Here is a 24,641-nt window from a genome sequence, read left to right on the forward strand (position 1 = left end):
CGGCTTCAGCTCAGTCCCCGTTCCAAATCCCTGCGCATTTCGGCCAGGACCGCGATGCGCCGGTTCATCTCCCCCCGGATTCGCCCCAGTTCCGCTTCGGTTCGATTTACCTGGCCACGTAGCCGCCGCACCGAGGCAGTCTGTTCGCGGGTTCGCCGCACCAATTCGTTGCCGGATTGGATCCGCACGCCGAGCATCCAGACCAACTGTTCCAGCATCGCCACGTCGAGTGGCCGAGTGGCGATCGCGCTCCTCTCTCCTGCTCCCTGTTCGAACTCACACATCCGCCACCTCCCCATCGTCCCTGTCCGTTCACCTCAAATGAAGACCTCGACCCCTTCTTTGTAGAGAGACCCCACTTTCTCATCATCTCCCAGTTCCTCGAGACCCTCGTTCAGCCTACGGTAATCGTGTAGATCCTTCAGCTCGATCAGCCCGTCTTCCACATGTTCGCGCTGGTGCAGGGGAAAGAACCGGGCGATCAGGGCCACCAAATGGTCGAGGTCGCGCACCAATTTCACCCGGCGCAAGATCGTCACCAGTTCGATCTTGGGCAGGTACGCCATCGGCACGAGGTCCGCACCGCGATAGAAGAGCATCGGTTGTTTGCCGAAACTTGGCAACAAAGAGCTGCCGAGAAGGTGGCCGGCCACCAGAAATACCCCTTGACCAGGGCCGACCACCGTCTCGAGCAGCAACCGTGCGAGGGAGTCGCAACCGTTGAGCATATCCTTGGGGAGCAACAGGCCTTGGCCGCGCGTATCGCGACCTTCGGCCAGTAAATGTTTGCGTTCCAGGTGATCCCGCAACAACCCGCGAGCATCGGGCGCGTTCAGGCGGGCCCTGAGAAATCCGTTGCGCTGAAGCCAGGCCCACTGAAGGGCGACCAGGTTGGTCTCGCCGATGGGCAACATCGGAAGCGGCAACATGCTCGCTCCCGTTTCCAGTTCGACCGGCACGGAATCATAATCGACAATCGCGGTTACGGATGAAGGGGTGACCTTGCGGACCTTGTGTGACGCTCCGGCCACGAGTTGAATCTTGGGAAAACGCTTCTGCATGTCAGCCTCCTCTACCGTTGGCGTGCCTTAGGTTCCTGGTGGAACTTCGCGTCGGTGCCCGGTAGGAAGAGCAGTGACCGTGCCAAGACTCCATTTTTCGCTAACTTACTCAATCCAAACATGTTTCTAATGATGAGTTCATTTGGCCTGTCTCGCTTGAGACATTCAACTTGTCTCACACATGTCTCTGCACGAGACATTACTGAGACAATCCCGGCAATGGCCCCACCTGTTTTCCGGGAACACGGGTTTGCGGTACCTGCTAAAATGAAAGCACTTGCACCGCTTCTTCTCGATCCGGTTCGACCTTTGTACCAAAGTGAGGTTTGTTTGAGTTCCAAGTCATACGCGGTACGCAGAGCGAACTTGGAGGATGCGCTGCCCCTGGCGGCTTTCGCCATGCGCACCTTTATCGATACCTACCAGGACCACAACACGCCGGAGGACATGGAGCAATACCTGGCCGAGCACCTGACCCTGGCGTGCCACAAAAAGGCGCTGGCACGGGAGGACACGCTGTTCCTCCTGATGCACATGGCCGATGAGTTGTGCGGTTACGCGCGGATGAATCTGGAGAAACCCACGGTGACGCTCCCCGTGTCGCCCTGCCTGGAGTTGGAACGGTTCTACATCGACAAGCCCTTCCACGGCGAGGGATTGGCCTCGCCGCTGATGGCCGCCTGCGGTGACGAGGCGCGTTCGCTCGGATTCCGCGGGATTTGGCTCGGCGTTTGGTCCGAAAACCGACGCGCGCGGCGATTCTACGAAAAAATGGGTTTCGGCGATGTCGGCGAAAAGAGCTTCATGCTGGGCAAGGACCTGCAAGTGGACCGCGTGCTACTCTGGGATTTGGAATAGCCAGTATCCCTCCAGTTACAGGGTTTTATTACACATGCTCCTCCGAGTCGGCCGGGTTTCCAATGCCGACTGGTATTGGCAGTCGGGTCTCAGGTATCAGGTGTCAGCTCATTACCTAAGAACGAGGTTTTTGCCGAGACCTGACGCCTGAAGCCTGATCGCGTGCCCATCCGGGCGTTTCAGTTTCGCGGTTGCGATCTTTTCGCTGCTGGATGGGCACCGGCTCGCGGTTCGAGATAGATCCCTCGACGCAAAGCACCGAATTCGCTGACGGTTAGGGTCGGCAGCGGCGATCACTCCAGGCGGCTCACCATGTCCAGGACAGTGATACCTTCCGGCCAGCGACCAATCAGGTCCATGAAGTTCGTTTCGGAGCAGGTCGCCCCCGACCCGCTGAGGCGAATCTCGTCCAAGTACCAGCCATCCGCCGTGACGCCCTGGTCACTGGTCAACCGGAACCGAACCTGTACCTCGCCCTCCCCGTCCAGATCGGGAAGCGCCACCTCGGTTTCGTTCCAGGTCGTGTTGGTGCCGCTGATGCGGCTGGCCTCGATCCAGGCACCACCCGCGATGCGGTATTCGACGATCCCGTAGTCGTAGCCCGATTCGAGGTCGTATCGCTGCCAATAGGTCAGGCGTACATTCGTGACGCCGGCCATCGAGAGGGACGGCGAAGTCAGCGACATGTCACGGTTGTTGCCGTAATCGCCGCTGGGACTGTCAGTCCAGGCGAAGGATCCCTGGTGCACCACCTGGTCGGTCAAGGCCCAAGTCCCCGAGGCGACCCAGCCCGCCGCACCTTGCTCACCGTCCTGGGTGACCTGGTCGCAAATGGGCTGAAGCGCGAAATCGCGCGTGAGCACTTCGCCTTCGACCGCCGCCACACCGGTCTGCTGGGCGGAACCGTGATCGTCCGCCGCCACCGTGAGGGTGTAGGTGCCCTCCGGCAGGGTCAGGCTGTAGTGGCCCGTTTCGTCCGTTTGGGTGGAAAACTGGCCGGCGGTGACCGTCGCCTGCAACGGCTGGTTCGTTTCGGCCTGGGTCACCCGTCCTTCGATGCGCGGCGCAAGCTGAGGGTGAAGCACGTACAGAAACACGGCGGTAACCGCTCCCCAATTGCCGTCGCTGTCGCGTGCACGAAGGTACAGCGTGTGGCGATCCGTGGTCAAGGCGCCGCTGTCCAGCGTCACGCCGACCGTCTCTTGGGTTTCGTCGTATGCGCCGTCCTGGGAAGCCAAGGGAAGCCCGGTCGCTCCCTGTTCCCAGGGCGCCATGTCCACGTAATATTCGGCAGCCGCCACGGTCTGGGTCGGTTCCACGCCGTTGCTCTGGTTGAAGCGACCGTCGCTGAGTTCGGCGGTCAGGTTGACGGCTTCTCCCTGCAGGACCGCCACGGCCGAGAGGGAGACGTCGAAGGTGTCGGGCCCGGCGGGCGTGAGGTAGGGCGTCCGCGCCACCCGCGCCGCGTACCACAAGGCGGGCAGGTTTTTCGGCAGGATGTCGTTTTCGTAGAAACCGCAACTCTGGAAAAAGGAGGTTCCCAGTTCGAACGTATAGGCGGGAATGCCCAGGTCACCGTAGGCAAAATCGTCGGTGGTCCCATCCGTGTTGAAGGACTGGGAAGCCTTTTCGGGGCTGTATCCGTTGAAAAAGGCCATTTTCCGGCCCAAAGTCGCCAAGGCGGCACCATTGGGCGCCTCGGTCGTATCGAAGCCGTAGGGCCACAACACCAGCTCGCTGAAGCTGTGCATATCGAAAAAGATACCGGAAGCATCGTCCGGTGCGGGGTCGTCCACCCCGTCGCCGCGTTGGTCTTCGAAGATGGTGCGGACGTAATTCACGATCGCCGAGGCCTCGGGCTCCGAACCCGCACTGGGGCCGCGAAACGTCTCGTTGCAGGCCGACCCGCTGGAGCCGCCACAGCAGCCCCACATGAACGGAAAATTGCGGTTGAGATCGATGCCGCGGAGAGAAGAACCGGAACAGAAATCGTTGTCGGCGTTCTTGCGCCAAGATTGGCCGGCCTCGGCCCGCTTGCGGCCATCGGGGTTGGCGATCAGCAGAAAATGAAACTCTTGGGTGTCCAACAGCCAGGTGGCGTCGGCGTCCACACCGTACCCGGCGGCCAGGTCGCGCGCGAACTGGGTCATCAGCGGCGCCGTGGTGTATTCCCGGGCGTGCACCGAGGACATCGAGAACCACACCGGTTTGTCGCCCGCGGTATTGCGATTGGTGAGTTTCAGGACCATCAGGTCGTAACCCTCCTCGGGATTGTCCAATTTTTCCCACGAGTCGCCGATATCCACCCATTCCGCCAAATCCGGATGGTTGGTCACCAGCTCCTGGGCGATCGAAAACGTCTCCTCCACCGTCGGATAGCAGGGGAACCCCGGAATACCCACGCGCTGGACTCCGCGGAACGCAGGCGGACCCTTCAAACGCTTGGTTGCGGCTTCGTCGACGACCAGGACCAGGCCCAGCGCCAACAGGTCGGCGATATCCTCTTCCGAAATATCCACCAGCACATAGCCGTTTTCCCGGTCGGCCATGCGGGGCTCGTGTAGGGCCGACAGCTTCTGCAACATGTCGCGGTCGGCATAATAGGCGCGCACGAACCAGGGCCCCTCGAGATAGGGCGTCTCGTTGATGAAGTCCCTCGTCTGCCCGAACAGGTCGACCGACGCGATGTAGATCAGCACGAGAACCGAAGCCCACAGGCGCAAACCGTTATTCATGTATCTCCCCTCTTTGCGAGTGTTCCGGACGTCTGGTCGCGGTACCAGTGTCGATCAGCACGCCGGCATCGCCCATGCGGGCGGTCACGAATGGCCAGGAAACCCAAGTTTTTTCCAAACAATCACAAACCATTCGGGTCTGATTGTCGAGAAGGCCCTTACAAATCATAAAAACGGAGCAAACGTTCTTTTCCCCCACTACAAGTAACTATTAGCTAAGCTTCAAGTTTTACGCAATTTAGATCGAGGTGGCAACCTTGTTGTTCATCTCTCGGACGCACAATCCACATCAGATGCTGTAGAATGTGCAATCTGCGTTTCCGGAAGCGGTCGAAACCGGCCGTTTCGGACCAGTTTTCCGGCATTCGAATGTTGGATTCCACGGGGTGGTGTCATGGCGCAAATATTTCAGTTTTTCCGCTCCGCGTATTCAGGCATTCCACGTTCCATCTGGTTGCTTTGCCTGGTGTTGTTCATCAACCGTGCCGGCACCATGGTCCTGCCTTTTCTCGCGCTGTTTTTGACCCAGAGCCGCGGCCTCGACGAAGGGCACACCGGAGCGATGCTGTTCGCCTTCGGTTTGGGCTCCGTGCTCGGTTCCTATGCCGGCGGACGTCTCTCCACCATGTTCGGTTCGACCCGCATCATGACGGTCAGTTTGTTTGGGGCCGGCATCGTGTTCCCCCTGTTTCTCCAGCTCGCCGGCTTGGTCGCGCTGGCGTTCGGCTGCTTCATCATCGGATTCGTGAGCGACGCCTTTCGCCCGGCGATGATGACCGCGGTCGCGGAGCGGGTGACGACCGCCAACCGCACGCGCGCCTTCGCCCTGATCCGCATCGCCGGAACCGGCGGGATGGCGATCGGCCCGGGGATCGGCGGTTTCGTGGCGGCAGCGAACTACGATTGGATTTTCATGGTGGACGGCCTCACCTGCCTGGGCGCGGGTGTGCTCTTCTTAATATTGGTGCGCCCTTCCACCATGGCCACCGCACCCGCCGCCAAAGCCGCGACCGCCACGTCGGAAAAGCGGGAAGTTCCACCCAACTCACCGTTCCGGGACATGCACTTCATGGCCTTGATGGCGCTGTTTGCGCTGCTTTTCATCATCCTGTTTCAAATATTCAGCACCTTTCCCCTGTATTTAAAGAAAGATCTCGACTTTTCGGAAGAGCGGATCGGCCTGTTGTTCACCATCAGTTCCGGAGTCATTCTGCTGTTCGAGATGTCCCTGGTACACGCGTTGGACGGTCGCGATCCGCTCAAGCTCTTTGGATTCGGGTGCTTCCTGTTCAGCTTGGGATTCGCGTTGTTGGTGTTTCACGACAGCTTCATGTGGGCCACGGTCTGCATCGTGATCATGACCGTCGGCGAAATGTTGTCGCTGCCGTTTTCGCACACCCTGGTGGCGGAGCGTTCCGGTGAAAACAGCGGCACCTACATGGGTGTCTATACCGCCGCCGGTTCGCTGGGCGCCTTGATCGGCCCGCCGCTCGGCATCTACCTGCTGGACCAGATGGGCGGGTTTTGGTTCTGGTTGTCCGTCGGCAGCGTCGGTTTGGTGTTGTGGCTGGGCAGCTTGGTGCTGAGCGCTTTCTGGAAACCCGTTGAAGCACCGGTGGCGACCGTTTCATCCGAAAACCCCGATGGGAGAACCCCGGATGGCCGGACCCCGGATGGCCGGACCCCGGACGGCCCGACGCTGGATTCAGCGTAGATCCGCGAACCACCAGAACCAAGCCTGGCTCAAACCCAAAGAGCGTGCCATGCAACGTTGAACCCAGCGAAACAAACATCGAATATAAGCTTTGTTTCTGTAATTCATGACGTTCACCCCACAAAGCGACCAGAAAACCTGAGAGGGACATTTCCGACCAGAATCTCCGCAGCATCCTAGGCAACCCAATGCTTCGGACCCGGCATCGGCCTTGTCGTCGTCGAAGATGAATCAGGAATGCTGGAAATCCAAAAGCCAGGAATAGAACCATCATGGTGGGCAACCAAGGGGTGTTCTTTCCTGGCTTTCGGCCTTTCCGGGTTCCCGATTCAATTCCGGGAGTCACGCCCCATGGCCCTGCGCCAGAAACCCCACCAGGTATTTCAGTCTCGAAATCGAGCGACTGCACCTACTGGTCCGCGGTTCTCATGGATGGGATTTCACACGGAACGATCACCGAACACGACACCCGAGACTTCTCATCCAGGTAAAAGTCGGAGATGTTCCCAACTGTCGTTTATTTTTTTGGAGACGACTGATTTCACATAACCACTCTGTCCAAATCATTTACATGAATACAACTAATATCCCACCGAAACCCAATGAAAAAAAGTTGTAAAAGTTGATGAAAAAAGTCACATACAAGTTGTATTGTTAACGCTAACATATCTCCATTCATCGCTCGTACTCCGCTTCTCCCAATTTTTGTGCGGGTCGTTTACATACATTCTCGAATTTGTCTCACTTGGTTCCATGCGATCCGCCGTGAGGATTTTCCATGAAAAGCTTCCTTCTACCTGTTTTCGTTCTATTCCTGGTTCTCCCTGTTTTTTCAAGCTCCAGATCCTTCGATCATCAATGGAGTTTTTCCAATAACCGGCTCGACCTATCCTTTTCACCCCACGATCCCCTTCCTTTCCCCACCCCAACCGAACGGGTCACCCTCTTCTTCCGGGTCAACGACGGCCCTATCCGCGAACTGAGCCTCGATGGCGGCTCCCCCTGGCGCACGACCATCGGCGGCGTCGCGGCGGACGATCGTCTGGACTACTATTTCGCGTGGCAGGTCCAAGGGTCGCGGCGGCCCATCGAGATCAACAGCGCCTGGCATGCCCTTCCCCGCGCCGATGGGCCCGTGGCCCGACAATCCTTTCCCCTCACCTTGCGCACCGCCGGCCGCAATCGATTCCGCCACGAAGGCGAGATGCGGACCGACAACTACGTGGAAGGATACTTTGCGGGAACGCTCTACGACCTGACGATCGTCGATCACGGCACGCGGTTGACGGTAACGGTGGAACCCACCGGCGTCGGTGACTTCATCGACTTTCGCTATCACGACTACCAAGGCTACGAGGCGCTCTGCGAACGGGCCGAATTCACGACGGGCCTGCACATGGCCAAACAGGGCAATGTCTTTTCGGTCGACGTCCCGAACACCCAGCCGGGCACCGTGATCGATTTCGAGTTGACCTTGAAGGTCACCAACGGCATCGGCAAAACGGAACAGTATTACTCGGAAACCATGCGCTACTACACCGGCACCGGCAAGCTGGGCGTGCAGCACCAACACCCGTGGGCAAACGCCGCCGATCTGGCCTCGGTCTCGCGAATCACTATTCCGGAATTCGATTTCGTTCAACACATCAACAACATCCAACCCGATACGATGCGCACCTTCATCGAAGGCAAGACCCTGTTCGACACCGATTGGGAAACCGGTGAGCTGCGCGGACCGGCCACCTTGACGGACTGTAACGGCAACACGTCGGCCCCGCAGCCGGAAACCAGTCCCCGATTCGAATCCGGCCTGCTGGGGCCGCAATACGACAGTCGGTCGTGCTTCGGGTGCCACGTGCTGGACGGCCGCGGTCAACCGGCGGTGGATTCACGCGACGAAAACCGCTCCCAGGTCATCGGCTTGAGTGTCGCGGGCAGCAACGCCCCTCACCCGGTCTATGGTCCCCAATTTCAACAAGATGCCGTCGACGGCAGCCAGCCCGACGGCGTGATGCACACCGCCTGGGAAGAAGTTCACGGCAACTTCGCCGACGGTACGCCCTATACCCTGGTTCGGCCGCGCTACAGCTTCAGCGAGCTGCGCGACGAGCCCATCGATGGCGAGTCGGTACTTTTTTCGGTCAGGATGGCCCCCCAGTTGACCGGTCTCGGCTTGCTGGAAGCGGTCTCGGAAGCCGAAATCCTGGCATGGGAAGATGCCGACGACGCCGACGGCGACGGCATCTCGGGCCGCGCCAATCGCGTGTGGGACGAAGAACAGAACCGCACCAGGCTCGGGCGTTACGGCTGGAAGTCGGGCGCACCGTCCCTGAAACAGCAGGTCGCCAAAGCCCTCCTGAACGACATGGGCGTGGGCACCCCCATCTTCCCGGATCGCGGTCGCGTGGAACTGGGCTGGGATCAACTCGAAGAGATGGCGACCTACGTGGCCAACCTCACGCCCCCGCCGCGCAGAAATTGGCGCGACCCGGCGGCCATTCGCGGCAAGGACCTCTTCGAGGCCGCCAACTGCATCGCGTGCCACCGGCCGTCGATGCGAACCAGTCCCGACACCCCGCGGCGCGAGTTGCGCAACCTGACCATCCAACCCTTCACCGATCTCCTGCTCCACGACATGGGTCCCGGCCTGGCCGACAACCGCCCGGAAGTGGGCGCCAACGGGCGTGAGTGGCGCACTCCGCCGCTTTGGGGCGTCGGCAGCGTCGGCGATGTGAACGGACACACCCGCTACCTTCACGACGGTCGGGCGCGCAACCTGATGGAAGCCATCCTCTGGCATGGCGGAGAGGCCCTGGAATCTCGCGACGCGGTGTTGGCAATGAGTGCCGGTCAACGGGTCGACCTGCTGGCCTACGTGGCCTATCCGTTCACAGACCCGGGTGCGCCGACAACCGGTGGAGATGACGGTTCCGATGGCTCTGACGGCAGCGACGGTTCCGACGGCAGTGACGGCTCCGATGGCTCTGACGGCAGTGATGGTTCCGACGGTTCCGACGGCGGTGACGGCTCTGACGGCGGCGACGGTTCCGACGGCAGTGACGGCTCTGACGGCGGCGACGGTTCCGATGGCGGTGATGGCGGACCCTGTGACGACTTCGGTTTCATGTTCACGGATGCCAACACGATCACGGTCTACCACCGCGATCTCGGCTGGACGGCCCAATGGAACTATGTCTGCCTCGACGGCTATTGCCTGCCAGGAGAGCTGGTGAACGGCCGCTACGTCCACGCATTCCAGGCCACGCCCGGCCAAAGCTACGACCTGACCTTCAAGGTTCAGGACAACCAATTCAGCCAATACATTGTCGAGAAACGCATTGTCTTCCAAGCCGACGATGCCTGTCAGGGCGGCGACGGCGGTGACGGTTCTGATGGTTCCGACGGCGGCGATGGTGGCGACGGCGGCGATGGCTCCGACGGTTCCGATGGCGACGACGGCGGGGATGGCTCCGACGGTTCCGATGGCGGCGACGGCGGGAATGGCTCCGACGGCGGCGACGGCGGACCGGGCCCATGCGGCGATTTCGGCATCGCCCGGTTGGACGACCACCAGATGGTCGTCTTTCACGAAGACCGCGGCTGGAGCGGAAACTGGCACTACCTCTGTCTCGACGGTTACTGCGTGCCGGGAAGCCTCGGCGACGGCAGGTACGCCCGCGTCTTCCCTGCGGAACCCGGCCGCACCTACCGCATCGAATTCAAAGTACAAGACGACGGCCTCGGACAATACATCACCGAAAAAACCATCACGTTCGACGACGACACTTGCCTCTGGCAGGGCCCCGTTCCCTAGTACTCAGGCGCGTGGCCCGGGTACGGCCACGCACGATCCGAAGTGGAGGAATCAGCTCTCACCCGTGAGCGGGGTTTCGAATCACGTCCCGGCAACGCCGAGTTTCGTGCGATCGATGGCACGGAACTCGGCCGCGCCTCCTCTCATCGATTCGAAGTCCCTTCCTTTGCGTCCGGGCCGTCACGCCCTCCGCTGAATGCATCCATCGCGTGACATCCCAGGCGACCCATTCCATCAAAATGCCTACTTTTCGAGGAGAGATCCATGAAGTCCCATTTCAGTGCGATCCTGATGTATCTTGCGATTTTCGCGTTCTCATGGACCGCGCATGCCGATTTCCCCGGTGCCAACTGGGTTCAAGTCGGCGGTGGCCGCTACACGACGACGCACAACAGCCAGTACTTCAGCAATCCCACCGTGGCAGGCGGCCCCCCAGCCCGTTTCTTCACCGACAACGTGTCGTTCCCCTATCCCACCCACCATTGGTGGAGTAGCGCCAGCCACCAGCCTTTCTCTTTCAATCTCTACCCGCTCCCCTTCGCCATGCGCTTCACGGCGCAGGGCATGATGCTCGGCGTACCGCCCGTCGTGCTGCGCCAGGCCAACAGCGGCAGCTACGACTTCGACGCCCTCATCCAGTCGGACTACCACGGTGAGAACAACGCCGACCTGGTGGTCACGGCGAGCGGTGGATCGTTTCAGGAGGTCCGCGTTCACGACTACGGCGACTGGCACGTAGTGCTGCGCATGCTGGCCAACGGCGGCCACATCGACGTCACGTCTTCGGCCGGCTCGCCCTTCATGGTGGCCGAATTCCAGGGTCTCACCCCCGAACTGAGCGTCAACGGCTCCGCGAGCATCGTTCACGGCAGCGCCGGTTCAGACGCGGTCGCCGTGCGCATCGACAACCGCCACTACGGCATTTTCGTCTCCAGCCAGGGTTCGATTCAGGTGGGTGGCTCGATCCGCGTCGGCAACAGCCCGTACGTGATCGTCGCGGCCCTGCCGGACAGTTCGGCGGCCACCTACGAGCGGTTCCGGACGCACGCCTACGCCAAGGTGGTGGCCTCGCGCATTTCCTGGGACTACGACGAGCGGAAATCGGAAGTGACCACGGTGTACGAGGTCCGGACCCAACCATTGCGCGGCGCTGAAACCCGCACGATCCAGGCCCTGCTGCCCCACCAGTGGCGCGGCCAGAATCTCGACCTCGACGGCTCCGACTACCGCACCGTTCGCGGCACGCTGAAGAATTTGGTGGGCAACCAGTTCGCCACGGTCCAGCCGTTCCACGGCGTCTTGCCCTACCTGCCCGACACGGGCGCCGCCACGGACCAGGAAATGATGGCCTCGCTGGATCACTGGATGAGCTACAACTCCGGCAACCGCGGCCAGGCGGCCACCGTGCTGAACCTGCCGCACCTCGATCGCGGCCTGGACGGCTGCGACGACTCCTACTGGGTCGGAGAGCGCTTCCACCACATCGCCAGCATCATCGCCGTCGCGCGTCAGGCCGGCCGAATGGACGTGGCCAATCAGGCCGCGAACGAAATCAAGCAGGCGATGGACTATTGGATGAACCCCCAATACCCGCGCCCCGGCGACGAAAACCACTTCTTCTACGACCAGGAGTGGGGTCACATCATCGGTCAAAACGTCTGCGGCTCCTGGCGAACCCTCTGGGAATTCAACGATTGGCACTTCCACGCAGGCTACTGGCTGCAGGCGGCGGCCCAGGTGGCCCTGCACGATCCCAACTGGCTGGCCCAGTCCGATCTGTGGCCCATGCTTCGCCTGTTCATTCGGGCCGCCTACTCGCCCGACCGCAACGATCCCATGTTCCCCTTCATGCGCCATTTCGAGCCCTGGTTCGGTTACTCCCACGCCGCGGGATTCGGCGACGGCTGGAGCGACCTGGGCAACAACCAGGAATCCCACGGCGAAGCCATGAATTTCTGGCACGCCGCCATCGTGTTGTCCACCATCGCCGGTGACGACACCATGCGGGACATGGCCATCTGGGGCTACGTCCAGGAGAGCCGCGCGGGCCTGGAATACTGGTTCGACTACACCGGCGAAAACCACCACCCCAACTTCCAGGGCACCACCTGCGGCATCGTGTTCGACGGCGCCTGCATGTACAAGGTGTGGTGGGACATGAACGGTTCCAACGCCTGGGCCGACGAGGTCGTGGGCATCAACCTGCTGCCGATCAACGCCGGCAAAATGTACCTGACCCAAAACGTGCCCGGCATGGGCCGCAAGCTGTTCGACAACATCGCAGCCGACGAAGCGCGCTCTCCTCAGGGTACCATGCAGCGCTGGACCGACCTGTTCTACATGACGTTGGCCCAAACGGACCCCGACGAGGCCATGAGCCTGTGGCAGGGACGCCCCTATTCGGCGTTCATGCAGGTCGGCGCCCACACCCTGCACTGGATTCGCACCTTCCAGAACCTGGGTGAGCCGGTCGGCTCGGTGACCGCCGATACCTCTCTGTACACCGTGTTCCAAAAGAACGGGCAGCGGACCTACGCCGCCTACAACACCGGAGATCGCGAGATCGTGGTCAATTTCTCCGACGGCAGAAGCCTGCGTGTCCCGGCACGCAGCATGGCGACCTGCAGCGGCGACCAATGTGACGGCAGTGATGGTACCGATGGCTCCGACGGCGGTGATGGCACTGACGGCGGTGACGGTACCGATGGTGGCGACGGCACTGACGGTGGCGACGGCTCCGATGGTGGCGACGGCACTGACGGTGGCGACGGCTCCGATGGTGGCGATGGCTCCGATGGCGGCGACGGTGGTGATGGCACCGATGGCTCCGATGGCGGCGACGGTGGTGATGGCACCGATGGCTCCGATGGTGGCGACGGCTCCGACGGTGGCGACGGCGGCGACGGTGGCGATGGCGGCGACGGCACACCCTGCGGCGACTTCGGCATCCAGAAAATCGACGACCAGACCGTGCGCGTCTTCCACCGCGACAAAGGCTGGAGCGCCACCTGGCATTACCTCTGCCTCGACGGCTACTGCCTGCCCGGCACCCTGGAAGACGGCGTCTACTACAAAGATTTCTCCGCGACGCTCGGCCAGACCTATGGCATCACCTTCAAGGTACAGGACAACCAAATCGGCCAACTCATCGTCGACGACACCGTGACCTTCGGTACTTCCGATTGTGGCGGTTCAGACGGTGGCGACGGTGGTGATTCCGGTGACGGTGGCGACGGCTCCGATGGCGGTGATTCCGGCGATGGAGGCGATGGCTCCGACGGTGGCGATGGAGGCGATGGCTCCGACGGTGGCGACGGCGGCGACGGATCAGACGGCGGCGACGGCGGCCAATGCGATGGTTTCGGCGTGGCCTGGAACGGCGAAAACGGCCTCTACGTCTACATCGTGGATGAGGGCTGGTCAGCCTCCTGGCAGTACATCTGCCTCGACGACTACTGCATCCAGGCCGAGCTCGTCAACGGCTACTACCGCCAGGCGTTCGTCGCTCAGGCGGACCGCACCTACCGCATCACCTTCAAGGTGCAGGACAGCGCCAGTCACAGCGGCCAAACCATCTTGGAAAAGGACGTCCGTTACGACACCGACGCCTGCCGCCTACCTTGACCGATGGCCGGCTCACCCGATTCGAAGAGGCCGGGTGGACGGGCACCGCTCGTCTCTCGGATCTCTTCCTTCCCGATGAACCGGGTCCCCAGGGACCCCTAATGGGACGAGGCGAAGGCCTGGAGTGAAATCCACGCTTTCCGCCTCGCCCGGCAACGTTCCAACGCGACCTCTCCCATGTCGGCCTTTTGATGATCGGCGCTTATCCCACGGTGTGGCAACTGTCCCGGATGACCACCGACCCCGGCATCGGAGAGGGTGAAGTGCGGTTCCCTGCGACCCGGACCCCACTTCACACAGGGCCCCGTGCGCACACCCAAGCACGGGGCCCTTCCCCTTTCGAGTCGCGAGATACGGTCATCCACCACTCGTTATCGTTTGGGCCGACCGTCGTACACGATGCGACCATCCAGCATGGTCAACAACACCGAGGTACTGCCGATCGCGGTGGTGCCCACCTGGAAGATGTTCCGATCCAAAACGATCAGGTCGGCCCGCTTGCCGACCTCCAGCGAACCCACGCGATCTTCCTGGCGCATGACATAAGCCGCATCCAGGGTATAGGCCCGCACCGCGGTGGCCAGATCCGGCAGGTTTTGGGGCGCGCGGGTGAGGGCCCGTTGCATGCCCACGAACGGGTTCAGGCTGCTGACGTCCCAATCGCTGCTCAAGCTGATCCTGGCGCCCGCCTCGTGCAGGTCTTTGAGGGGAATCAGGTTCTGCGACCGGTTCCCAATCAGGAAGGCCACCTCGATCCAGTTCTGGGGCTGCGCGAAATCACCCGAGACCTGCATGTCGGCGATGACGTTCAAGGTCCGAAACCGATCGTAATCCTCGGGGTTCACTACCTCGAGGTGGGTCAGTCGGTGGCGTCCCGCGTCTTGGCCGGCCTCGATCGCGTTCAAGGCCTCGCGCACGCCCCGGTCACCGATGGCGTGAATGTGGAAATCGAATCCCAGCGGGTCCAGTTCCTCGATGTAGCGCGCCAGTCGCGCTTCGGTGAAGTAATTGAGGCCGGTTTGGCTGGGAATGTCGCCGAGGGTTTCCTTGTAGGGCTCCAACATCGCGGCCGTGGAGTTGATCAGGATCCCGTCGGCATAGACCTTGACCTGGTTCTGGCGCAGAAGCGCGTCGGGATCGTTGCGGTAAAGCCCTCGCAGTTCCGCCAACTGGGCTTCGTCGTTCATGCTGGGATAGGCCCAAAGACCCAGGATCGCACGCACGGTCAGGCGCGACTCGCGTTCGGCCCGCTGCCAGGCGTCCTGGAAGTCTCGCTTCCAATAGGTGCGCCCCTCGCAAACCGAGGTGATCCCGTGGCGATTCAGCTCGCCGAGTGCCTCCAACAGGCCTTCGTAATTCAGTTCCTTGATTTCCTCCGTGGGTTGCCAGGCGAGATCCATCACCAAGTCGCCGGCCGAATCGAAAAGGATGCCGGTGGGCTCTCCGGTGGCGGGATCCTTCACGATCACCCCACCGGGCGGATTGGGCGTATCGGCGTCGATGCCCGCCCGTTCCAACGCCAGTGAATTGACCCAGAACGAGTGCGACGTCTCTTCCATGATCGCGGCGGGCCGATCCGGAATCGCTTCGTCCAAGATGTCGACCGGCCTGCGCTGGGCCTCCAACAGGGTGAACACCGAATGCCCCCAACCCAGCACCCAATCGGTGGCCTGCTGGTCCGGCGCGCATTGGCGCAGGACGGGGATGTATTGCTCGGGATCGGTCACCGCGGTATCCAGTATGCAGGTCCCGGAAAAGGGAGAGCGCGCCTCCAAGGGGTGCATGTGGACGTCGTGGATCCCCGGCATGGCCATACGCCCCTCGAGATCGATCTCGGTCGCACCGGGCCCCGCCTGGGCGCGGGCGGATTCGTTGGTGCCCACGTGGACAATGACGCCATCGCGAATCAGAAGAGCCTGAACCCACGGGTTTTGGGAATCGACCGTGTACACTTCGCCATTCACCAGCAGGATCTCCTCAACGTCCTCCAATCCATTGACCATGCACACAAAATCTCGCACATCACCCTCCCCGTCTTGGTTGCAATCGGCCGTGTCGGTCCGCCAGCCGGCGAATTGCTCGTCCATTTGTGAGGCGGGAATGTCCCGGCAGGCGTTCTGGCCGCAATCGGCTGTCGCGAGTGCACCGATCGCGAGTGCGAGTATCGCGGTGAAAAAAATGGCTTGGCGCATGGGGTTCCTCCCTCGATTCGAATCCCGGCGAGCAAGCCGGGAGGCCGAGACCGGCACAAGCATCAATGTAGGGAAAGAAGAAATAAATTTCAAGATCTTAAAATTTAAATTTTCGAGAACCCACACCGTAAATGCAACTTAATCTCCACTCAACCTACTTGTTAAAAACTATTTACAACGGAGGATTCAAACCCGGAGTTTTTCTTCGACGAACCGATGCGATGTGACTTTTTTCTCAAAATAGACGCACCGAAGCCGGCAACCACAGGGCGATCACCAATCCGGAGCCTCGAAAAGGGGTCCCTTGCCAAACCGCGCTACCAACTTGCCGAGGTTGGGGTTCAGTGCCGCTTTGCCTGCTCGGCGATTCCGTCCAAAATCATTTTTGCGACGCGATAGGCATCCTTGCTGCGCGAAACGGGAAAGCCCAACCAGCGTCGGGTCGCGTTGGCTTCGGACAGGCACAGAATCGCATGGGCCGCCATTTTGTTCTGTGGGCCGGAAAACTCGGGAAAGTAGCGGTCGAGGACCTCGCGAAACGATTTCTCCACGGCCTTGTAGATGCGCTTGACTTCGTCCATGACCCGCGCGTCGCGCTCCGCAAGCGCCAGGAGCTCGGAAAAAATCGCTTCCTCTTCACGGGTCTGGTCTTCTTCGGCCGGTAAAAACAGGAACTGGAGCAGTGCTTCCACCGCGGCCGTTTCGGTGGCCCGACTCAGGGCTTCCTGGAAATGGGCCAAGTAATGCTCGGTAAAGCGATCGATCAGCGCGTTCAAAAGCTGATCCCGGTTGCCGATGTAGTGGCGAATGATCGTGTGTTTGACACCCGCTTCGGCGGCGATTCGTTCCAGCGAGCTCTTTTCCAACCCGTGTTTCAGGATACAGCGCTGAAAGGCATCGAGAATTTGCGTGCGCCGCTCGACCGCGAGGCTTTTTCGTCCCATCGATCCTAGAATCCTAACCCGGACGAACCGGTTGAGATCAGAAATGCACCGAGCCGCCGGCCACCCGGTGAACCGCCGAATCTCGGCGTTCGCTCGGCGGTGACCATCCGACTCGAGGTCGCCACGGCGGGGTCCGACCCTGTTGCGACCCTTTGCAGTGCAGGCCATGGTCAGCGATCAACCTACCACCCGAGGCTTCGCGGCGCAATCGAGATTCGGCTTTGGAGAGCTGAACGGCCCGGCCGCACACCCGATCACCGGAGTGCGATCGGGTGGTCCCTCTATCGGAATTCCCGGCGGGATCGGGGTTACGGCTACGGAGCTTCCGCGCCTACGAACGCCGGGTGAGCTTGAATTCGCCCAAGAGCTCGGTCAGGGCCGCCGCCTCCTCTGCGGATTGCTGGGCATGGGCTCGGAGCTGTTTCACGGACACGTCCATTTCGGTGGTGGCCGAGGCCGTGCCCGAAACGATGCCGTCGATCTCCTGAATGACCTTGTTGACGTTCTGGATGCCGGAGCCCACGTGTTTGGTGCTCGTTTGAATGGAGCCGATCAACTCGCGGATCTGCTGAATGGAGATATTCGTCTGGCGCGCCAGTTCCTTGACCTCTCCGGCGACGACGGCAAACCCCTTGCCGGCCTCTCCCGAACGCGCCGCCTCGATGGTGGCGTTGAGCGACAGCAGCTTCGTCTGTTCGGCGATTTGCACGATGATGTTGGTGATGTTGTCGATATTGCTGCTGGCCTTGGTCAACACTTCCATCTGCGAGACCGTTTCGCGAATGTTGACCACCGTATCGCCGGTGACGGCCCGCGCCGTTTCGCCCTGGCGCGACAGCTCTCCGATGGTGGTGGTCATTTCACCGATGGCCGCGGCCACGGTGGAAGCACCCGTCGTGTACTGTTCCTTCGCGTGGCCGAACAGGGAGCTGAAGGTTTGATCGAGCACATCCAAGGCCACGTTGAACTCTCGCACGATGCTCTCGAACTTGCTTTTTTCGTCCACTGTCAATCGTACGGTCAGGTCGCGCTTGGCCAGCTTCTGAAAGACTGCAGCCATCTCATCGATGAACAGATTGCTCTCCTCGGCCATGGCGTTGATCTTGGCCAGTCGGGATTGGGCCAGGGCCTCCAAGACCAACGACATATCGAAGTGGCAGAGCTTTCCGAAGGAAGCCATGAACTGGATGAGTTCCTGGGGCGTCGCGCCCTTGTCCGCCACCAAGCTGGTGAGCGCTTCACGGATGATCTCGTACTGACCCACGTACCAGAACGTCTCGAGCTTGATGTAGTCGTGCCGATCGCCGATTTGCTGGCGATAGGCGACATAGTTGTCGTCGATCACCCCGGAGAACATGGATTCAAGGTATCGCTTCAGCAAGGGTCGTTGGCGCTGCACGGTGCTGTGCGTTTCCAAAATGGTCTTGGTTTCCTTGATGGAGAGCAAATTGTCATAAAATCGGTCGATGACGACGTCCAGATCCTCTTCCACCTGATGGTACCAGTAGGCGATGATGCCCAGATCTCGCTCCGTCAGGCGCTGGTACCTCACGCGGATCATGATGTCCGGATTCTTGACGCGTATGATCCCGGGTTCGATGACCCGTTCCGTTTTCTTTTTGGATCGAAAAAAGCCGAGCACGTGGACCTCCGTGGGATTCACGATTGATGTTCAAACATGCACGAGGAAAACGGTTCGAGACACGAAGGGATCGCCCGGCAAACCGTGCCGCCGCGCCCCGCGCTCGCCAACGGTCGGGTTCATGAAGTGAAAGGCCTCTAAGGTTCGCCCGATCGACTCCCCAGGACGACATCCGGCGCGAGAACACCTCGACCTTCCTTTCAGCACCGCTTGAATCTCTTTCCTCTCTTATCTCTCATCAGGTGGTAAATCCTTATTTTTTGCCTATTTCCTCAGCGATGCACGCCACACCATCTAGAGCGCTCGGTGTCCCGGGCCCCATCGATTTGGCCCACCCATGGGAACGGCTCCTGGGCGCATCCATTGGATTGCGCCATTTTCATCACTTGCTTTTTCGCGAGATCTATATAAAAACCTATCGTATGGAATGAAATGAACATGAATTTTCTCAGAACCTGGCTTATTTTTCTCCTGATCGCATGTTTTTGCGCATGGCTTCTCCCCCGAGCCCGCTACCGCTCCATCGTGATCCACCACACGGCGTCCCCATCCGACAGCCTGGCTTCGATCCGCCGCGCACATGGCGCACGTGGCTGGTACGACATCGGTTATCACTTGGTGCTGGCCAATGGACAGGCCGGTGTGCCCGCCGGGCATTTGGAGGTGGGCGCCCGTTATCGCTGGGGCGGATACTCGGTGGCCACCCGCAACAAGTGGTGCAACGTGACGGCCCTGCATCTGACGCTGGTGGGCAACTACGAAAACGCACCGTTCCCCCAGCACCTGCAGCCGGCGCTGGCCAACGCGGTGCGGACCCTGTGCCGACGGTACGGTATCGACCCGGCAAACATTCACCTGCACCGCGACTGCAGTGCCACCGCATGCCCTGGCCGCCACATCGACCGCGACGCGATCCAGCGGTGGTTGAAGACCGACCCGGAGGCGGTGCCCCAAGCGCTCGCGGCGCAGCACGAACGGGCGCTGCGCCAAACGCTCGTGGCACCGCTCCCCATCGGCCTGAGCGTGTTTGGGCTGGAGATCGCATTGTGGTCGATCGCGCACAGGTGGCGCAAACGACGCCGTTCGGGACGGGATGAACCGGTCCAATCGGGCGGCCCCCAACGAGGGGACATCGAATGAGGAACCTCGTCCCAAGTTCACGGCCGAGTCGCTCGCGCATGGAGGGAAAGGCATGGGGCGTCGGGTCAAAAGATCGTCGAAGAATAGAGAATGGAAAAAATTTTCTGATATCTTCCTGATATTTCACAAAAGATTTTTCGAGGTTCTCGTGTAAGATGGTTTCCACAAGCCATTCGCTCGATGCGAGCACGCGCCGCACTCCACGCCAATTCGGGTCATTTCCCCAACCCGCGCCTTTTCGTCGGCGGTTTCGTCGTTCGCTTCCGATGCAGCTCATTCTGCACGAGAAGGTGTTTTCATGATTTACCTGACCGCAATCAGTCTATATCTCGGCGCCCTGATCATGATGGGTGTCTACAAGTCCAAGAAAATCAAGACGCAGAGCGACTTCGCCGTTGCCGGGCGCAGCCTTTCCCCCTGGGTGCTGGTGGGCACCATGTTGGCCACCTGGGTCGGCACGGGTTCGATTCTGGGCAACGCCGGCAAAGCCTACGAAACCGGTCTCGCGGCCCTGATGTTGCCCATTGGCGGCGTCATGGGCGTGATGGTCCTGACCCGCATTGCGGGCAAGGTTCGCGGCATCGAAAAATTCACGGTTCCCGAAATCATCGGATCGCGTTACGGACAGAACGCGCGCGTCTTGAGTGTGGTCGCACTGGTCATGGCCTACATGGTGATCGTGTCCTACCAGTACAATGCGGGCGGCGCGGTACTGCACACGGTCCTCACCGACGACGCCGGTTCCAGCATCCTGTCGCTGCAGGCCTGCACGGCCATCGCGGTGGCGGTGATCATCGCCTACACCATGTTGGCCGGCCTCGTGAGTGTCGCCTACACCGACGTGGTGAACGGGGTGGTCATGACCCTGTCCTTCGTGATCGCCCTGCCGATTCTCTGGCATACGGCCGGCGGTTGGTCCGGCATGGAGCAGGCGTTCGCGGCGACGGGCCGCGACACCCACATGCAGTTTTGGGGTGTCTATTCGGGATTCGACATCGTCAACTTCCTGCTGCCGCCGTTTTTGCTGGCCATGGGCGACGCCAACATGTACCAGCGGTTCTCCGCATCCTCGACCAGCAAGGGCGCCACCAAGGCGACCATTCTCCTCGTGTTCGCGGTCATCATGATCGAATTGGCGATCATCTCCTCGGCCTGGATCAGCTCCAGCATGATTCCCGACGCCGCCAACGGCCGCAACGTGCTGATCTACGCCTCTCACCAGTTTCTCCCCACGGCGCTGGGCGCCATCATGTTGACCACGATGGTCGGCATCATCATTTCCACCGCCGATTCCTTCCTCTTGGTACCGGCCACCACCCTGATTCGCGACGTCTACCTGCAGTACGTCAACCCCGACGCCGACGAGCGCCGCATCGTGTTGCTCAGCCGGTTGTTCGTGTTGGGTCTGGGCCTGATCGCCTACGCGGTCTCGATGGGCTTCGCGCAGTCGGCGACCTTCTTCGACAAGGCGCTGTACGCCTACACGATCTACGGCGCGGCCATCACGCCATCGTTGGTGGCGGCCTTCTTCTGGAAACGGGCCACTTCGACCGGCGCCGTCGCCTCGATCATCGCCGGCACGGTGGTGACCCTGGTGTGGAAAGAGGCCGCGTTCATTCAGGACATCGTGCCTGGCTTCATCTACCAGAACTGCGACGAGGTCTTGCCGGCCATCTTCGCCTCGATCCTCTGCCTGGTCAGCATCAGCCTGCTCACCCCCAAGCCTGGCACCGAAACCCTCGATGAGCCGGGACTCCAGGCGGGCGAAACCCAACCCACCTGATCGCCGACCTGCCCGAAGATCGAGCCATGTGCGGGGGGGGTTCTCCGCGCATGGTTGTTCCCAGCGGCTCTGCGAAGGGCTCCTCAAAGGTGACGTCAACTCCGCGAGGGAGCATATAGTTCCGCCCCGTTGGGGCTGGGGATCGGGAACCCCCAACAACCAGGGTTGCGTCGGCGCTGCCTCCTTAACCCTTCGCTGTACTGTGTCGTCCCTTCAGGACGCCCGCTGGTGGCGTGCCTACGGCACGCGTTTTTATGTATGGTGGTCCAAACATACGGCCGGCCATCCCTTCAGGATTGGCCGCGAACGGTGAACAATCGAGCATTCGGTTGACCGCGATGGTGCCCATCCCAGCATACCGCAAGGTTGGGATGGGCTCCTGCTCCGGGTCGCATTGACGGTGCGACCGGACGTCCCTCTGGACGGGCACCTGCCCCGGGTCGCGCTGAAGGTGCGACCGGACGTCCCTCTGGACCACAACTTATTTAAAACGCGCACCTTTGGTGCGCCACCAGCAGGGACCCTGAAAGGGTCATACATGACAGCGAAGGGTTAAGGAGTCGGGACGACGACGCAACCCTGGTTGTTCGAGGAGCCCGAACTCCAGCCCTGAAGGGGCGGCTCCGCGAAGGACTCCTCGAACTCGACGGATGCTCCGCCTGGCGGCTCCTCGAGCAGGACGGGCACTCCGCGACGGCCCGCATCGTTCCGCCCCGTTGGGGCTGGGGTTCGGGTACCCCCAACAACCAGGGTTACGGTGCCTCTACGGCACCTCACCCTTCGCTGTACTGTGTCGTCCCTTCAGGACGCCTGCTGGTGGCGGACCTACGGTCCGCGTTTCAATAAGTTGTGGACCTGGCATGATGTTGGCCATCCCTCCAGGATTGGCCGCGAACAACGATCAACCAAGCAATCGGTCGACCGCGATGGTGCGCAGTCCCACACAAACACCAGGCCGTGATGGGTGCGCCGGTCCGAATCCTCGTCGTGCGCCCTAATTCACCGGCTCTTCCGCTGCGGTCGAACTCTCGTCTTCCGAGAACGCCTCATCCTCTTCCTCGGCGCTTGGACCCTCGGCCAGTAGCTTGCGCGCCAGCTTCACCGAATCGGATGTGCCCGTCACGAACAGCAGGTCGTCAACCATCAATCGCTCGGATCCGGTGGGCAATACCACGTCCTGTCCCTCGCGGTGGATCGCCACCACCAGGACCCCGGAACGCGCGCGCAGGTTCAACTCCGTCAGGGTCTTCCCGACCCCCGCCGAATCCTCGAAAATGTAGATGCCGTCCATGTTCTCCAAGTTGGGAAAGAACGCGTCGGGTGCCTGCTCGTTCACGCCCTCCGAACGCTGGCGATCGAGGAACGCCACCAGGCGTTCGGCTTCCGATCGGATTTCGGCGTCCAATCGGCCGGCCGATTTCCACAGAAACGCCAGCATGATGACGATGACCGCCACGATCACCACGCCGATTCCCAGCGAGCCCACCAGCGGTCGGAAGGCCGCGGCCGCAGGAATGCCGGCACCCATCATCACCAACACGCGAACGGCCGAACGCAGCACCGACTGGCCGGTAGGCGTCATCGCCGTCGCGGACCGCGCCCGGTGGGCGGATACCTCGCAAATGATCCATTCACCCAAATTGTGGGTGTTGCGGGCGATGCCCAAAAGTGGCGGAATGGAAATCAACAAGAGGAAACCGTAGGCGGCCAGGATTCGGTAGGCCGCCGGCACCCCGAGTTGCTCTCCCAAAACTTGGGTAATGTCGTAGAAGAAAAAGAGAAAGACGGCCGTCACGAAAATCCAGCCAAGCGTATCCAACACGATGGCACGCAGCGCCTTGCTCCCCACCGAACGCTCCTCGGTCGTCTTCCCCTGGCGAATGCCCTCGAACCACCCTTCGTACACGACCAAAAGGTGCTTCATCCGGGCCGGAAGATGCCGGTCCACGAAATCGACCAGGCGCGGCGCGCCACGCAGGGCAAGCGGCGTGGTGAAGGCGGTAACCACCGCCACCGTGACCAGGATGGGCTGCAAACTGGGGCGAACCACGCCCGCAACGATGCCCAACGACGCGATGATGAACCCGAACTCACCGATTTGCCCCAAACTCAAACCGGCCGTCAGCGACTGTTTCACCCCGTTCCCCGAGAGAATCCCGGCGATCGAAATGCTCATCAACTGGAAAAACAGGACACCGGCGAGCACCAACGCCGCCGGCCCAATGCTCTCCAGGGCCAACAGCGGATCGACCGTCATCCCGATCGAAACGAAGAAAATCGCGGCGAATACGTCCTTGATCGGCTTGATGATGTGCTCCACATCGTGGCCGCGCCCCGATTCGGACACCAACAACCCCGCCACGAAGGCACCCAGGGCCACCGAATAGCCCAACTCCTCGGCGAGCAGCGAGAAGCTGAAGCAGATCCCCACCGCGGTGACGATCGAGGCCTCGGCGTTTTTGAGGTTGAGCACGTACCGCACCAGACGCGGCACGATCAGCAACCCCAAGGCGACCATGGCGGCCAAGGTGAGCGTCAATTTACCCAGGGTCACGCTGAGGCTGGAAACCGAGAACGTGCCGCTCTCGGCGACGGCCGACATGGCGGCGATCAGCGCGATCGCGGCGACGTCCTGCAACACCAGCACACCCAGGACGAAGGTGCGGACATTCTTGGGAACGGGCCGCTCCTCGAAGATCTTGCTGACGAGCATGGTCGAGGAAATACAGATGCTCGCCCCCAGGAACAGGGCCTCGACCTTGTTCCATCCCAGCCAGATCCCAATGGAGAAACCGAGCCAGAGCATGGTGCCGATTTCGATCAGGGCCGAAAAGCCCGCCACCGGCAGCACCTTGAACAGCTTGGATAGTTGAAACTCCAGGCCGATCACGAACATGACCAGGACGACCCCGAATTCGGAGAGTGAATGGACCCGCCCCATGTCGGCAAAGAGCGGAATCGGAATGTAGGGACCGACGATCAGTCCCGCGGCAAGGTAGCCGAGAATACTGGGTTGATTGAACTTACGGCAAAGAATGCCGGTACCTGTCGCAACGCCTAGAACGATACCCAGATCGTGAACGAAACTGGCAGTGGCCACGAATTCTCCTTGGCGCAAAAGGCCGTGCTCGATC

General features: G+C 61.1%; 13 protein-coding genes. 6 read left to right on the top strand and 7 right to left on the bottom strand.

Features of this window, described 5'->3' with window-relative positions; genetic code table 11:
* Window positions 1-5 precede the first annotated feature (5 nt).
* Together J3U87_RS27540 and J3U87_RS27545 are read right to left on the bottom strand one after the other, a co-directional pair.
* Window positions 6-284, bottom strand: a complete 279-nt coding sequence (locus J3U87_RS27540) for a hypothetical protein (RefSeq protein WP_237378999.1) — start codon at window positions 282-284, stop codon at window positions 6-8.
* 33 nt (window positions 285-317) lie between these two features.
* Window positions 318-1,061, bottom strand: coding sequence for a hypothetical protein (locus tag J3U87_RS27545; RefSeq protein ID WP_237379000.1), 744 nt, complete (start codon window positions 1,059-1,061; stop codon window positions 318-320).
* 330 nt (window positions 1,062-1,391) lie between these two features.
* Here J3U87_RS27545 and J3U87_RS27550 point away from each other — a divergent pair, with 330 nt between their 5' ends.
* Window positions 1,392-1,919, top strand: a complete 528-nt coding sequence (locus J3U87_RS27550; RefSeq protein ID WP_237379001.1) for a GNAT family N-acetyltransferase — start codon at window positions 1,392-1,394, stop codon at window positions 1,917-1,919.
* A 293-nt stretch (window positions 1,920-2,212) separates the two neighbouring features.
* Here the strand turns inward: J3U87_RS27550 and J3U87_RS27555 are convergent, their stop codons facing one another.
* Window positions 2,213-4,654 (bottom strand): M14 family zinc carboxypeptidase, encoded by a 2,442-nt coding sequence (locus J3U87_RS27555; RefSeq protein WP_237379002.1) that lies wholly within the window; start codon window positions 4,652-4,654, stop codon window positions 2,213-2,215.
* A 394-nt stretch (window positions 4,655-5,048) separates the two neighbouring features.
* Between J3U87_RS27555 and J3U87_RS27560 the strand changes: the two genes are divergently transcribed.
* The 3 genes from J3U87_RS27560 (at window position 5,049) to J3U87_RS27570 (ending at window position 13,806) form a co-directional block, all read left to right on the top strand.
* Window positions 5,049-6,368 carry an MDR family MFS transporter gene (locus J3U87_RS27560; protein WP_237379003.1) on the top strand — a complete coding sequence of 440 codons (1,320 nt, stop codon included), beginning with the start codon at window positions 5,049-5,051 and terminating at the stop codon, window positions 6,366-6,368.
* Between the two features lie 778 nt (window positions 6,369-7,146).
* Window positions 7,147-10,182, top strand: coding sequence for a di-heme oxidoredictase family protein (locus tag J3U87_RS27565; protein WP_237379004.1), 3,036 nt, complete (start codon window positions 7,147-7,149; stop codon window positions 10,180-10,182).
* A gap of 264 nt (window positions 10,183-10,446) precedes the next feature.
* Window positions 10,447-13,806, top strand: coding sequence for a family 31 carbohydrate-binding protein (locus J3U87_RS27570; RefSeq protein WP_237379005.1), 3,360 nt, complete (start codon window positions 10,447-10,449; stop codon window positions 13,804-13,806).
* Between the two features lie 371 nt (window positions 13,807-14,177).
* Here J3U87_RS27570 and J3U87_RS27575 read toward each other — a convergent pair whose 3' ends face one another.
* The 3 genes from J3U87_RS27575 to J3U87_RS27585 form a co-directional block, all read right to left on the bottom strand.
* Window positions 14,178-15,998 (bottom strand): amidohydrolase, encoded by a 1,821-nt coding sequence (locus tag J3U87_RS27575; protein WP_237379006.1) that lies wholly within the window; start codon window positions 15,996-15,998, stop codon window positions 14,178-14,180.
* 341 nt (window positions 15,999-16,339) lie between these two features.
* Complete coding sequence (locus tag J3U87_RS27580) at window positions 16,340-16,942, bottom strand: TetR/AcrR family transcriptional regulator (RefSeq protein ID WP_237379007.1); 603 nt, start codon at window positions 16,940-16,942, stop codon at window positions 16,340-16,342.
* A gap of 331 nt (window positions 16,943-17,273) precedes the next feature.
* On the bottom strand, window positions 17,274-18,584 hold the full coding sequence (locus J3U87_RS27585; RefSeq protein WP_237379008.1) for a protoglobin domain-containing protein: 1,311 nt from the start codon (window positions 18,582-18,584) through the stop codon (window positions 17,274-17,276).
* 438 nt (window positions 18,585-19,022) lie between these two features.
* Here J3U87_RS27585 and J3U87_RS27590 point away from each other — a divergent pair, with 438 nt between their 5' ends.
* The gene (locus J3U87_RS27590) at window positions 19,023-19,724 is read left to right on the top strand and encodes a peptidoglycan recognition protein family protein (RefSeq protein WP_237379009.1); all 702 of its coding nucleotides are present in this window, start codon (window positions 19,023-19,025) and stop codon (window positions 19,722-19,724) included.
* A 298-nt stretch (window positions 19,725-20,022) separates the two neighbouring features.
* Window positions 20,023-21,507 carry a sodium:solute symporter family protein gene (locus tag J3U87_RS27595; protein ID WP_237379010.1) on the top strand — a complete coding sequence of 495 codons (1,485 nt, stop codon included), beginning with the start codon at window positions 20,023-20,025 and terminating at the stop codon, window positions 21,505-21,507.
* 994 nt (window positions 21,508-22,501) lie between these two features.
* On the opposite strand, the gene J3U87_RS27600 is transcribed toward J3U87_RS27595, so the two are convergent.
* The gene (locus tag J3U87_RS27600) at window positions 22,502-24,607 is read right to left on the bottom strand and encodes a cation:proton antiporter (protein WP_237379011.1); all 2,106 of its coding nucleotides are present in this window, start codon (window positions 24,605-24,607) and stop codon (window positions 22,502-22,504) included.
* Window positions 24,608-24,641: the final 34 nt, after the last annotated feature.

Source organism: Sulfidibacter corallicola (assembly GCF_017498545.1).
GTDB classification, from domain to species: domain Bacteria; phylum Acidobacteriota; class Holophagae; order Acanthopleuribacterales; family Acanthopleuribacteraceae; genus Sulfidibacter; species Sulfidibacter corallicola.